12 protein-coding genes are annotated in these 12,396 nt (G+C 68.7%); 2 read left to right on the top strand and 10 right to left on the bottom strand.

The features are described from left to right. Positions 1 to 29: 29 nt before the first annotated feature. Positions 30 to 893, bottom strand: coding sequence for a DMT family transporter (locus VO99_RS24165; RefSeq protein WP_198157046.1), 864 nt, complete (start codon positions 891 to 893; stop codon positions 30 to 32). Positions 894 to 1,505: 612 nt separating this feature from the next. Between VO99_RS24165 and VO99_RS24160 the strand changes: the two genes are divergently transcribed. Beyond that, positions 1,506 to 3,053: a methyl-accepting chemotaxis protein gene (locus VO99_RS24160; RefSeq protein ID WP_046115546.1), complete on the top strand. Its 1,548-nt coding sequence runs from the start codon at positions 1,506 to 1,508 to the stop codon at positions 3,051 to 3,053. A 432-nt stretch (positions 3,054 to 3,485) separates the two neighbouring features. Here VO99_RS24160 and VO99_RS30535 read toward each other — a convergent pair whose 3' ends face one another. From VO99_RS30535 to VO99_RS30990, 5 genes are all read right to left on the bottom strand, one after another. Next, complete coding sequence (locus VO99_RS30535; protein WP_157039758.1) at positions 3,486 to 3,644, bottom strand: hypothetical protein; 159 nt, start codon at positions 3,642 to 3,644, stop codon at positions 3,486 to 3,488. Between the two features lie 127 nt (positions 3,645 to 3,771). Further along, a complete protein-coding gene (locus VO99_RS24155) occupies positions 3,772 to 4,191 on the bottom strand; it encodes a hypothetical protein (protein ID WP_157039757.1) in 420 nt (139 codons plus the stop codon). Then, positions 4,188 to 5,693 (bottom strand): TRAP transporter large permease, encoded by a 1,506-nt coding sequence (locus VO99_RS24150; RefSeq protein WP_046115510.1) that lies wholly within the window; start codon positions 5,691 to 5,693, stop codon positions 4,188 to 4,190. The genes VO99_RS24155 and VO99_RS24150 overlap by 4 nt, the downstream gene beginning before the upstream one ends. Continuing rightward, on the bottom strand, positions 5,690 to 6,229 hold the full coding sequence (locus VO99_RS24145) for a TRAP transporter small permease subunit (RefSeq protein ID WP_046115509.1): 540 nt from the start codon (positions 6,227 to 6,229) through the stop codon (positions 5,690 to 5,692). The genes VO99_RS24150 and VO99_RS24145 overlap by 4 nt, the downstream gene beginning before the upstream one ends. 485 nt (positions 6,230 to 6,714) lie before the next feature. Then, entirely contained in the window at positions 6,715 to 7,056 is a 342-nt protein-coding gene (locus VO99_RS30990) for a hypothetical protein (protein ID WP_046115508.1), read from the bottom strand. Positions 7,057 to 7,215: 159 nt separating this feature from the next. Here VO99_RS30990 and VO99_RS29195 point away from each other — a divergent pair, with 159 nt between their 5' ends. Next, positions 7,216 to 9,423, top strand: coding sequence for an ATP-binding protein (locus VO99_RS29195; protein WP_198157045.1), 2,208 nt, complete (start codon positions 7,216 to 7,218; stop codon positions 9,421 to 9,423). Here the strand turns inward: VO99_RS29195 and VO99_RS30530 are convergent. The 4 genes from VO99_RS30530 to VO99_RS24120 all read right to left on the bottom strand — a co-directional run bounded on the left by VO99_RS30530 (position 9,420) and on the right by VO99_RS24120 (position 11,880). Further along, positions 9,420 to 9,752 (bottom strand): hypothetical protein, encoded by a 333-nt coding sequence (locus VO99_RS30530; RefSeq protein ID WP_157039756.1) that lies wholly within the window; start codon positions 9,750 to 9,752, stop codon positions 9,420 to 9,422. The genes VO99_RS29195 and VO99_RS30530 overlap by 4 nt on opposite strands. A gap of 131 nt (positions 9,753 to 9,883) precedes the next feature. After that, the gene (locus VO99_RS29190; protein ID WP_052736594.1) at positions 9,884 to 10,096 is read right to left on the bottom strand and encodes a hypothetical protein; all 213 of its coding nucleotides are present in this window, start codon (positions 10,094 to 10,096) and stop codon (positions 9,884 to 9,886) included. 70 nt (positions 10,097 to 10,166) lie between these two features. Continuing rightward, positions 10,167 to 11,471 (bottom strand): MFS transporter, encoded by a 1,305-nt coding sequence (locus VO99_RS24125; protein ID WP_083440894.1) that lies wholly within the window; start codon positions 11,469 to 11,471, stop codon positions 10,167 to 10,169. Between the two features lie 187 nt (positions 11,472 to 11,658). Then, on the bottom strand, positions 11,659 to 11,880 hold the full coding sequence (locus VO99_RS24120) for a hypothetical protein (protein ID WP_046115507.1): 222 nt from the start codon (positions 11,878 to 11,880) through the stop codon (positions 11,659 to 11,661). Positions 11,881 to 12,396 lie beyond the last annotated feature (516 nt).

The following is a 12,396-nucleotide window of genomic DNA, read 5'->3' as shown; positions in this document are numbered from 1 at the left end:
TCGCTGCACCTTACCGGCAATGCGCGGCCTCAGCGGGCGGGTCCGCGGCGGGTGGGCGGCGTGCGCGTTCGCAGGTTCAGCGCCACCCCGGACAAACACAGTGCCATCGCGAGGCACTCATAACGGCCCAGCGGGTCGCCATCCACCCAGGCGCCGGTCACCATGGCCACCACTGGCACCAGCACCGGACTGAGCGCGGCCACATGCGCCGGCACGCTGCGCACGATGCGGAACCAGACCGCATTGCCCACCGCCATCGGCACCACACTGATGTAGCCGATGACCGCCAGGCTCGGCCAGGACGGCAGGAACCATTCCCGTGTGCCGGTGACCAGCGCCACCGCCCCGATGGGCACAGCGATGCACAGCAGTTGCCAGCCGGTGAGCACGCTGGTGCTCACCGGCACGGGAAAGCGCTTGAGCAGCAAGGTGCCGGCGGCCCAGCCGATGGCCGCAAGCAGGCCCAGCGCGAAGCCGAGCTGCGTGGAGGCGCTGCGGTCCCAGCCCACACACGCCAGCAGCAGCACGCCGGCACCGCCGAGCGCCAGGGCCAGCAACGACGTGGCGTCCAGTCGCTGCCGTAGCACGAAGTGCCCGCCGAGCGCAGCCCACAAGGGCATGGTGAAACCGAGCACTGCGGCCTGGCCGGAGGGAATCAGCACCGCGGCATAGGTGCTGGCAATGTTCCATACACCCAGATAGGCCAAGGCGGCCGCCACGGTGGCAAGCCAGTGGCGACGCGGAATGCGCAACGATTCGCCTTGGCTGCGACTCCACAGCAGCAGCACCGTGCCGGACACCACCACGCTGACCGCGCGGAAGGTCCAGACGGAGACTTCTTGCACCGCGAGCGCAAACAGCGGCCAATTGGTGCCCCAGACCAGGGTCAGCACGGCCACCAGGGGCCAGGGCGCCGCACTGGCGGCATTGGACGGGCGGGCAGGATCGGCATCGGACGGCATTGGCCGAGGGTACCCGCCCTTGGCAACGGCGCAGCGCGTACGGACACCCGCCCGACCAATCCACACCGGCACGGGGCGCCCGGACGATCGCGGTCCGCGCCCCGACCCCCGGCTGTCACCGCACGGCGGTGGCAACGAGGTCGCGGTTCGGCCGGTGGCAGACCGCCCCCCGGACTGACGCGACGTGCCCACCCCCCCGCGCACACACCGCCCCGTCCACCGCGTCAGCCGGTACGTGCAGCGACGGAAAAGAACAACGCGGCTTGCGCCCGCCACTGGCGCACACCGCCCCACCCCGCTCCTGCCACCAGGCGGCGGAGGCAGCCGTGCACCCCGGCCGACTGGTGATCACCGGGGAGCAGATCCGAGTGTCCGTGCCGCTGGCACCGCCCGCGGCGTGCCGGGTGCGGGGTGCTGCGCGAGGGCGGCGGCACGGGAACGCTGAGCTTGCGCATCCAGCCACGCCATATGCGGGCGACGGCCCGCAGGGCTTGAGAAATCCGGCCGGGCGCCGATAGCGTGGCATTGCACTGCAAGGTCACCATGAAGCACCTCAAGATCTCCACCCGGCTCGTGATTGGCTTTGCCGCCATGGCGCTGGTCATCATCGTGCTGGGCGTGTCCGCGCTGATGCGGGTGCACGCCATCAACGAGGACTTCAACGGCGCACTGGACCAGCGGTATCCCACGATCAAGCGCCTTTTGGTCATCAAGGAAGGCAACGCCACCGTCGCCCGGGCGCTGCGCGACATGTTCATCCTCACCGAGCCGGCGCAACTGGCGGCGCTGAAGGCGGAGATCGACGAGGTCAGCAAGCGGACGTCGGCGCAGTTTGATCACCTGAAGAACGTCATGACGACCGCGGACAGCAAGGCCGCATTTGAGCAGCTGTCGGCCGTGCGGGCCGCCTACCGCGCACCGCGTGACAAGCTGATCAAGTTGCTGCAGGCCGGCCAGCTGGACGAAGCGAAGCAGACCCTGGTGGCCGATGTCATCCCGCGGCAGATCGCCTACATGAAGGCCGTCGACGACATGGTCACCATCGGCGACCAGATGATGGTGCAAGCGGGCGAAGAAGCCGACCAGGAGGTGGCGGTCACCCAGGCGACCGTGGGCACCTGCATCGCCGGCGCACTGCTGATGGCACTGGTCATCGCCGTCTGGCTGATCCGCTCGACCACCCGCCCGCTGAACCAGGCCGTCCAGGTCGCGCGCAGCGTGGCTGCAGGTGACCTCACCACGGTGTTCGACGCCAGTGGCCACAACGAGACGGCGCAGCTGCTCGCCGCGTTGAAGGACATGCAAGGACGCCTGGCCACCATCGTCACCGACGTGCGGTCCAACGCCGAAGGCGTCGCCACGGCCTCCGCCGAAATCTCGTCAGGCAACAGCGACCTGTCGTCGCGGACGGAGAACCAGGCCTCGGCGCTGGAACAAACCGCCGCCTCGATGGAAGAGCTCGGCTCCACGGTGCGCGCCAACTCGGACAATGCCCAGCAGGCCAATCAGCTGGCACAAGCAGCCAGCCAGGTTGCCGCCCAGGGCGGCCACGCGGTCCAGCAGGTGGTCGCGACGATGAAGGGCATCAGCGACAGCTCCCGCCAGATCACGGACATCATCGGCACCATCGATGGCATCGCGTTCCAGACCAACATCCTGGCGTTGAACGCCGCCGTCGAAGCCGCACGGGCTGGCGAACAGGGTCGGGGTTTTGCCGTCGTGGCCAGCGAGGTGCGCACGTTGGCGCAGCGCTCCGCGGCGGCCGCCAAGGAGATCAAGGGACTGATCGCGCAGAGTGTGGAGCGTGTTGAACAGGGCACCCGCCAAGTGGACGACGCGGGCACCACACTTGAGCAGGTGGTGGCCTCCATCCGCCGTGTGTCGGACATCGTGGGGGAGATCAGCTCAGCCTCGCGGGAGCAGGCGGCCGGGGTCGGCCAGGTTGGCGAAGCCGTCACTGCAATGGACCAGGTGACCCAGCAGAATGCGGCCCTGGTGGAGCAGTCCGCGGCGGCCGCCGAAAGCCTGAAGCTGCAAGCGCAGCAGCTGGTGTCCGCGATGGCCGTGTTCAAGGTGCCCGCCGCCGCCTGACGCGCCGGCGCAAGCGCCGTGTCCGGCGCGGGCGCGGCAGAGCGCATCGAGCGACGCACGGGCAGCGCAGCGTGGCGACGGGCTGGTGTGCGATGCGGGTTGGCGTTCCTCACCCCCGTGGTCGGCACCACCCCGCTGCGCCCCGTGCGCGATGGCGACGTCACTGTGGGCAGGCCGAGGTGCATCGGAACAACACCGGCGTGATGCTGGCCCACGGCGTCGCCGAGCGGCCCCCGGGTACCCGCACAGTTGCACGTGGACGTTCGAGACGCCGACGCGGCATGGCGTGGGCACTGCACGCGGCCCCGCGATCGGTGCCATTCCCGCAGCGGCAAGACCAGGGTGACCGTCGAGGCAGCGTCCAGGACTGTGGGCGAGCGACCTGGTGCCCTCGCCGCACTGACCCGGCGGCACACCCGTCGGAACCGGCCGCTAGACGATGGCGGCCAGGCCGGCACCGGCGGCGAGCACACCGGCGACTCTCCCCAACAAGGTGACATCCCGCCCGGCATGGCCGATGTGCCACGCAGGCAGCGCGGCCAACAGGACGGCCCCGGCGAGGGCAAGCAAAGCAAAAGGAAGCAGTTCCATGGCGGTGTGGATGGACGAAGGAAGACGTCCGTCGACCACGCTGCCGTTCGGGATTTCCGCGCTGCGCGGTGACCCATCAGCCCAACCCGTTTCTATCCGCGGTCCCAGCGCGTCGCTGGTGCAGCAGTCAATAAGTGGCCCGGGCCACCCGCTGGAGCAGGTCGACGTCACGCGCAAAAAACGTCGCGGTGCCGCCGCCTCGCAGTTTCACCACCAGGCGAGGCGCCACCAGCCAGCTCAGCCAGGGCCAGTGCACCAGCTTCACATGGGTGATGTCGCTGTACGCCACGCAGCGCCGCCACAGGCCGCGCTGCACGATGCAGGTGGGGTGCACTGCCGTGTGACTGCGCAGGATGGCGCACAGGCCGATCAGCAGCCACAACACGCCGGCCCCCAGCGCCAGGCGCTGGTACACCAGTTCGGGCGCGCCCAGCTGCGGCCAGGCGCGCCAGGCCGTCACCGCCACCAGCAGCACCAAGCCACAAGCAAGGCCCTTGGCCGGCAGTGAATACGACGGCCCGCTGGCAATCGGCGTGTCGGTGCTCATCGCGGCGCGCTGGCGGGCTCCGCCTCGGTCGACGGCGGGGTGGTGATCAGCTCGTCGGCCGACGGTGCCCCGGTCTCCTCGTCCAGCCGCTCCGGCTCCGGCATCTGCACCTTGTCCAGGTCCACCGCCTCGGTCTTGTCCAAGAACACCGTGACGGTCTGCGGCACGAAGATGACGATGACCACCAGCAGGATCTGCAGCATCACAAAAGGCACCGCGCCGAGGTAAATGTCCTTGGACGCCACCTTCGCCGGCAGCGCGCCGCCCTTGTAGAGCGTGTCGGAGATGCCGCGCAGGTAGAACAACGCAAAGCCAAACGGCGGGTGCATGAAGCTGGTCTGCATGTTCACGCACAGCAGCACCCCGAACCAGATCATGTCGATGCCGAGCTTGTCGGCCACCGGGGCCAGCAGCGGCAGGATGATGAAGGCAATCTCGAAGAAGTCCAGGAAAAAGGCCAGGAAAAAGACAAACACGTTGACGGCGATCAGGAACCCAAGTTGGCCGCCGGGCAGGCTGCGCAACATGTGCTCGATCCAGATGCCACCGTCCACGCCCTGGAACACCAGCGAAAACACCCGCGAGCCGATCAGGATGAAGACCACCATGGCCGTGATGCGCATGGTGCCGGCCAGGCTGTCCTTCAACAGCGCCCATGTCAGCCGCCGGTGCAGTGCCGCCAGCACGAAGGCGCCAAACGCGCCCATGGCACCGGCTTCGGTGGGTGTGCACACCGCCGTGGTGATGCCCGGCAGCCCGCCCATGCTGCCCAGCACGGCGAAGATCAACACCGCCGATGGCAGGATGCCCCGCAGGCACTTGCGCCACAGCGCCCACCCTTGCAATGTGCGCGCCTCCGGTGGCAATCCTGGCAGGTGCGCCGGTCGCACGCGGGTCAGCACAAACGTGTACACGGCAAAGATCAGCACCTGCAGCACCGACGGCCCCCAGGCGCCCTTGTACATGTCCCCCACCGAGCGGCCCAACTGGTCCGCCATCACCACCAGCACCAGCGACGGGGGCACCAGCTGGGTGATCGTGCCCGACGCGGCCAGGACGCCGGTCGCGTAGCGCATGTCGTAGCCGTAGCGCATCATCACCGGCAGCGCGATCATGGCCATGGCGATGACCTGCCCGGCCACCGTGCCGGTGATGGCGCCAAGGATGAAGCCCACCAGGATGACCGCATACCCCAATCCGCCGCGCATCGGGCCGAACAACTGGCCCATCGAGTCGAGCAGGTCCTCCGCCAGCCCGCATTTTTCCAAGATGGCACCCATCAGGGTGAAAAACGGGATCGCCAACAGCAGGTCGTTCGACAGGATGCCCAGCACGTTCAACGGCAGGTTGGACATGAACGCCGGCGGGAACCAGCCCTGTTCAATGGCGAAGAAGCCGGAGGCCAGGCCGAGCGCGGCCAGCGAAAACGCCACCGGGAAGCCGATGAGCATGACCACGACCAAGCCCGCAAACATGAGCGGCGCGAAGCTCTCCATGTTCATTGCAGCGGCCTTTCGTAATGGGTGCCCATCTCGTAGCGGTGGAGCAGCCAGCCGATGCGCTTGATGACTTCGGACAGGGCTTGCAGGATCAGCAGGCCAAAGCCCAACGGAATGAGCAGCAGCACCGGCCATCGGATCAGCCCGCCGGCGTTGCCCGACACCTCGCCGGATACGAAGGCCCGCATGAACAACGGCCAGGACAGGATCATCATCAAGGTCATCACCGGCATCAGGAACAGCAGCAGCCCCAGCACATCCACCCACACCTTCATGCGCGTTGGATAACGCGCATAGAGGATGTCCACGCGCACGTGTTCGTTGAGTCGCAGCACCTGCGATGCGCCCAGCATGACCACGGCCGCGAACAGGTACCACTGGATCTCGAGCAGCGCATTGGAGCTGTAGTTGGCGGCATAGCGCACCGCGGCATTGCCGGCGCTGATGACACAAGCGGCCAGCACCGCCCATTTGGCCAGCGTGCCAAAGCGGTCGTTCAAGTGGTCGATCGCATGGGCGATCCGAAGGAGGATTTGCATCGCGTGGTTCCCAGGGCCCGCACCCCAGCGGTGGCGGCGCGCGAGCATAAACGCCGGCCAGTCGGGCAAACGCGCCGCCAGGCTCCGGGTAAACACTGAGCCCCCCGGAGCGCGGGACCGCGGGGCCAACGGCACCCCGGTGGTCCCCGTGGCCCGCCGCGGCCATGAACCAGGTTGGGGCGCGTCTGCCGGCGTCGGAATGCAGCGTGCGGCCCCGGGTGAGGGGTGCCGACGGCCGGCAGGTGCCCCGGTGCCGCACTCGGGGGCCGGCCGTCAATGCCGTCGGAGTGATCGGCCAGCGCTGGTGGGCCCGGTGTCCGGGTCAGGCGCACGCGCCGCGTCGGACGACCGCGGCGAAGCCAGCCGCCCGCTCGCGCCGGGCACCGCGCGACCCCGGGGTATCGCCGCCGGGGGGGTCAGCAACGCGTCACAGCCGGTGCGGACACCGCGCCGGCAGCGCACCGGCCTGCACGAATCCAGGACCGTCAGCGGCGCCGCAGGCGGTAGCGTTGCAGCAACGGCGCCACCACATCGGCCTCCCACCGGGCGCGGAAACCTTGCGCCACGAAGTCGTTGCCGGACGTCCACAACTGCACCTGCTGCGCCGTGATCTCGGGCGCAAACGCCTGCCGCAGCAGGTCCGCAAAGGGGCTGGGGGGATGCAGCCAATGCACAGACGCAACGCCGGCGTCCGTCTCAACATGCAGCGCGCTCCCCTCGCAGCCTTGGAAGGCCAGGTCCAGCACCGCCAAGGCGGGGACCTGCGGGTGGGTCAGATGGGTGCCCAGGGCAACGGCGATGATCTGCTCGGCAGTGGGCTCGGCCATGCCGAAGCCCAGCAGTGGCTTTTGGCTGTCGTCGTGGGGTGTCCCCACCGACCACCCACCGGTCCACCGCGATCCGCCGACCTGCAGCCGGCAGCCCCGCCTGGGGGGCATCAGCCGGCGCAGGGCTGCCGTAGACTCGCGCCCACTTCAAAGGGCGCCATGAATGTGAGTTTGCGACTGCTGCCGCAGCGCTTGTCGGTGCGTGGCCGACTCGTGCTGCTGGTGCTGGCCGGCATGGTCCCGATGGGCATGGCGGCGTTGGCCACCATCTACGGTCTGTACGTCGAGGAACGACAGGCGTTTGAGGAACAGTTGCGCGGCACGACCCGTGCATTGTCGCAAGTGGTGGACCAGGAGTTGACGCGGCGGGAGTCGCTGCTCAGGACGCTGGCCGTGTCACCCGCATTGCAACGCGGCGACCTGGCGTCCTTTTATGACTACGCGCGGCAGGTCGCGCCCGACGGCAGCACCGTCATCACGCTGTCGGACCTGACTGGCCAGCAGATCTTGAACACCCGTCGTCCATACGGCACCCGCGAGCTGCCCCGGGTGTCCTTCGACGGCCTGGCCGACAACGGCGACCGCGCCGTCGTGAGCGACCTGTATTACGCACCGTTCGGCAAGGCCTACAGCTTTGCCGTGCGTGTGCCGGTGCGGGTGGACGGTACCGTGCGCCACTACCTGTCGATGGGCGGTTATGCCGCGCACCTGCAGACGGTGCTCGAAAGCCAGAAGCTGCCGAGCAAGTGGTTTGGCTCGGTCGTCGATCGCCAGGGCATCATCGTGGCCCGCTCACGCAACTCGGAATCGCTGGTGGGACGGCCGATCAGTGCCCAGACGCGGGCCGCACTGGCCGCCAACCGGGAGGGGCTGCACTGGGCGACCTCGCGTGAAGGTCACCCGGTGTTGGCCTCCTTTGTCACCTCCGAGCGCTACCAATGGACCTTCGTCATCGGCGTGCCCGAGTCGGAGGTGACCGGCACCCTGATCCGTGCGGTGCGCCGCTTCGCCCTGGCCGCCATCCTGCTCATGGCCTTGGCCACCACGCTGGCGTGGTGGCTGGCCTGGGGCATTGCCAAACCGGTGGAGCGCATCCGCCGTGCCGCCCAGCGCCTGGGGGAAGGCGGCCAGATCACCACCACCCCCACCGGGCTGGTGGAGGTGGATGTGGCGTTGGCGGCCATGCAGCAGGCGGCCGTGACGATCACCGCATCCACCGACCGGATGAAGCAGGAAGTCGCCAAGGCCGTGGCGGAAGCCGAACGCGCGCGGGAGATTGTGCTGCACCATCAGCGCATGGAAACCCTGGCCGGCTTGACCGGAGGTCTGGCACACGACGTCAACAACCTGCTGATGGTGATTGGCAGCAACGCCACCTTGCTCGAGCGCAGTCGGACCGGTCCGACGGCCGACCGGGCGCTCAGCGGCATCAAGCGGTCGGTCGCGTCGGGCGCCCGCCTCACGCGCCAATTGCTGACGTTTGCACGGCGGCAACCGCTGGCGCCACAGCTGTTGGACCTGGCCGCCGTGGTCCCGACGATGTTGGACCTCGCACGCCCGGCGCTGGGACGTGCCATCCAATTGACCACGGTGTCGGACTTTGAGGCCGTGCACGTGCTGCTCGATCCCAGCGAACTTGAACTGGCGCTGCTGAACCTCGCGCTCGACGCCCGCGACGCGATGCCCGAGGGTGGGCACCTGACCGTCCGGCTGGCCCGCGACAGCACCCATCCGGACCAGGTGCGCCTGTCGGTGACCGACACCGGCATCGGCATCGCCGCCGAGCACCTGCCGCGCATCTTTGAGCCGTTTTTCACCACCAAGCCCATGGGCAAAGGCACCGGTCTGGGTCTCAGCCAGGTGTTTGGCATGTGCCGCGAGGCCGGGGGCACGGTGGAGGTGACCAGTGCGCTCGGTGTCGGCACCACGCTGACCCTGGTCTTGCCGCTCAGTCGGGAGGACCTCGTGCCGCAAAGCCCACCCGCTGGCGCCGTCGACACGTCACTCAAAGCCAGCGTGTTGCTGGTCGATGACAACGATGATGTGCGGGAGGCGACACAGCAATTGCTGGTGGCCTGTGGCGCCGAGGTCCGCACCGCCAGCAACGCGGACGAGGCTTGGCATCGCGCGGCAAGCGGCCCGGTGGACGTCGTGCTGTCGGACATCCGCATGCCGGGCGACCGCAATGGCATCGACTTGGCGCACCAATTCAGCAACACGGCACCGCCGATCCCGGTGGTGCTGTACACCGGGTACTCAGAACAGCTCGAGCGGGCACGCGCACTGGGACTGCAGGTGCTGCAGAAACCGGCCACGCTCGAGCAGTTGGTCGATGCCCTGCGCCGCGCGATGACGCCCGCTCGCTAAAGGCCATGACGGACGCCGGCAGTGGGGTCTGACCAATCGCTGGCATGACAGGCGCTGTATGGCGCCAGGTGGCCGCGTTGGTCACGGCAGCCTGCAGCTGGCTGGATAAGCCGGCGGAAGCAGCCAAGCAGCGCGTTGTTCGCATCTTCGATCAACGGCGGTATGCGCGGCGATGTGACGATGCCCTGCGGCACCACCAGACCGTATTCGCCGAGCCGGCCACAAATCGGGTTGGCCTGCGCGGTGCGAGCTTTGAAGAACCGCTGGCGAACGCGGTGCCATGAGCGCAGCGCCTGCTGCTCATTGTTTTTGATCGCCACGAAGCGCATCGACGGCCAGCTGACGGCCTCGCCGATCCCCTCGGCGTCGGTTGCGTCGTTTTGTTGCTCTTGACGTAAGGCCTGACGAACTGGAGCGCGATCCGCCTGACCGGGTGGCCGAGCGATGGAAGCTTGCGGGCTCAGTGGTGAGCGCCGGCATAAGCCCCGGTGCTGATCAGGTAGGACGGCAGCACCGCGAAGCAGGATGTCACCGGGTCGCGCTTCAGCTGCTTGCGAAGCACCGCCTTGCCACGATCGTTGACCCCGTGAACCTGGAACACGTTCTCGGCCAGATCGAGGTCGATCGTCGTAGTCTCATGGTGGACGCTCCTTCCGATCGAGTGGTCGCTCATACTTCCACTGTGGCACCTCGGTGCCGTCTAGGAGTGCTTGGCACCGGTCGGTCGCCGGGCGCGGTGTCCGTCAGTCCGCGGATCGCCCTGCGAGCGGAGCACGGCCCGACGACAGGCCGTCCCCGGACTGCCCGTGGTGCAGCGTGCGCAACGATGGCAAGGCAAACGCCATCAGACAGCAGGCGGCACCCGCCGCACCGACCAGCACCAGGAGCCAGCGCACACCGACGGCGTGCCCGAGCGGGGTCGCCAGCGCCAGCCCGATCGGCGCGGCCAGGTTGGTGATGGCACCCAACAGCGACAGGGCCCGACCTTGCAGCGCATGGGGCACCACCAGTTGCAGCAGCGCGACCAGCGGTGCATTGCCGGCAACAAAGGCCAGTCCGTTGAGCGCCCAACACACGGCCGCGACGGCATACAAGTCAGCCGGCAACGCCGCCGCCGCGCCCACACAGCCGCAGGCCAGGGCAAAGCCGCCGAAGACCCAGGGCAGCTGCCGGCGCGGCGCCAGCGCGGTCATGAGCAGCCCGCCGGCCACCATGCCGGCACCGGACAGTCCTTCGAGCAGGGCGACCTGTGCTGCACCGCCTTGGAAGTGGACCTTGACCAGCAACGGCAGCAGCGTGAACGCCGGCATGATGACCAGCACGACCACCGCCAGCACGGCGTACAACGAACGCAGGCCGGGCGTGCCCCACACGTACACAACACCATCGCGCAGGTCGCGTGTGATCGATGTCGACCCGACCGGTGCCTGGCGCACCACCGCCGGCACGCCGAACAGCAGCAGCGGCACGATCGCCAGCACGGCGGTGGCCACATCGATCGACAGCGCCCATTCCAGGGGCAGGACGCCGATCACCAGGGCGCCCAGCGGCGCAGCGGCCACCATGGTGAGGCCACTCAGCGTTTGGTTCAGCGCGGCGGCGCGTGGCAAGAACGACCGGGGCACCAGCGTCGCGACACTGGCCGCCGCCGCCGGCAGCTGGAACGCCTGCATGGCACTGCGCACGGCCAGCAGGACATACAGATGCCAGACCGCCACGGCCCCGCTCGCGAACAGCGCAATGATCACAAGCATGCTGAGGGCGCACACGGCGTCGGCGCCGAGCATCAGCCAGCGCCGGCTGTAACGGTCCGCACACGCCCCTCCCAGCGGACTCAGCAGCGCTTGTGGCAACAGGGCGGCCGTGCCCGCGCTCGCGAGCGCCGCCACGCTGCCGGTGGTGTCGGTGATCCACCACAGCAGCACAAACTGCGTAAGGGAAGACCCCAGCAACGACAGGCTCTGGCCAAGGAAAATCGCCCAGAAACGCAGTCGCCAAGGGGACGATAGGCGCGGTTCGGGTGGGGCGATGGGGTGATCGGCGGTCATCGACGGCTCCAGCGGTGGGCGGCAGGGAGGTCCCCGTGGGTGCTCGGCGTCCCCGGCCGCCGGCGCTGTGGCCCGCGTGTCACAGCTTGCGGGTCGGCCACGCTTTGGCCTTCAGCAGCCTCGATGATTGCAGGCCGCCTGCGGGCCGCGGGGGCACTCCGCTCCACCGGCGTGTGCACCCGGTGTGTCAGCCGGTTTTCCGGCAGCCGGCCCGGCACACGCGGCGCTTGATGCCGAGGACCGGTTTGAACTCCAGGTCGGCAATGGGGCGGTGAACGCCGCAGCGGAAGCACGACATCGTGCCGGTGGTGAGGCCGGTCGCCCCGGGAAAACGGCTGCCGGCCGGCTTGGCCTTGTAACGCAGGCCATCGTCTCGGATCACAGACTCTTCCACCGCTGCCTTTTTCATCGTCGTGCGCCAGAACTCACAAACCCCCGATTGTCGCCGCTCGCACCGGGGAACACGTCCTGGGGCAGCGGTCCGCACCCTGCTTGGCCCCACGCATGTGAGCGTCGCCCGCGTGCGCGCACCGTCGCCGCGGCAGACGGTGCGGGCGCCTTCTGCGTGCAAGGCCAGGACCGGGGTGCGCGCCACCTGGCGGCACGAGGTCCGTCCGGAGCCCGCCGCACTCGGCAACCGACCGCAGCGCCGTCGGGGTCCCGCCCGGGGGTCGACGGGCAAGGCCGCCATCCGCCTGTCGCACGCGCTCACCTGCCGACCGCAAGCAAGCCGGCCGCCACCCTGCCCCACCGCCCAAGGCCGGCGGTGGGCCCGCCCATGTGATCAACGTCACAGCGGGTGCGGTGATCGCCACAAGCGCTTAAGGCCACGGGTGCCGCAGCCGCCTTGTAGGGGCAGGGATCAACCACCCACCGAGCAACCACCGAGACCTGCCATGCTGAGCCTGCACACCAATTCCGCCGC

The organism is Aquincola tertiaricarbonis (genome assembly GCF_000969605.1).
In the GTDB taxonomy this organism is placed as follows: domain Bacteria; phylum Pseudomonadota; class Gammaproteobacteria; order Burkholderiales; family Burkholderiaceae_C; genus Aquincola; species Aquincola tertiaricarbonis.
The sequence above is the reverse complement of the archived record's forward strand: the minus strand, read 5'-3'. Positions and strand labels throughout refer to the sequence as shown.

Bases quoted from the DNA above. Each gene is read 5' to 3' on its own strand.
- VO99_RS29195 (WP_198157045.1), top strand. From the start codon at position 7,216: ATGAATGTGAGTTTGCGACTGCTGCCGCAGCGCTTGTCGGTGCGTGGC.
- VO99_RS24145 (WP_046115509.1), bottom strand. From the start codon at position 6,229: ATGCAAATCCTCCTTCGGATCGCCCATGCGATCGACCACTTGAACGAC.
- VO99_RS30535 (WP_157039758.1), bottom strand. From the start codon at position 3,644: ATGGAACTGCTTCCTTTTGCTTTGCTTGCCCTCGCCGGGGCCGTCCTG.
- VO99_RS30990 (WP_046115508.1), bottom strand. From the start codon at position 7,056: ATGGCCGAGCCCACTGCCGAGCAGATCATCGCCGTTGCCCTGGGCACC.
- VO99_RS24120 (WP_046115507.1), bottom strand. From the start codon at position 11,880: ATGAAAAAGGCAGCGGTGGAAGAGTCTGTGATCCGAGACGATGGCCTG.
- VO99_RS24125 (WP_083440894.1), bottom strand. From the start codon at position 11,471: ATGACCGCCGATCACCCCATCGCCCCACCCGAACCGCGCCTATCGTCC.
- VO99_RS29190 (WP_052736594.1), bottom strand. From the start codon at position 10,096: ATGAGCGACCACTCGATCGGAAGGAGCGTCCACCATGAGACTACGACG.
- VO99_RS24150 (WP_046115510.1), bottom strand. From the start codon at position 5,693: ATGAACATGGAGAGCTTCGCGCCGCTCATGTTTGCGGGCTTGGTCGTG.
- VO99_RS24155 (WP_157039757.1), bottom strand. From the start codon at position 4,191: ATGAGCACCGACACGCCGATTGCCAGCGGGCCGTCGTATTCACTGCCG.
- VO99_RS24160 (WP_046115546.1), top strand. From the start codon at position 1,506: ATGAAGCACCTCAAGATCTCCACCCGGCTCGTGATTGGCTTTGCCGCC.
- VO99_RS30530 (WP_157039756.1), bottom strand. From the start codon at position 9,752: ATGCGCTTCGTGGCGATCAAAAACAATGAGCAGCAGGCGCTGCGCTCA.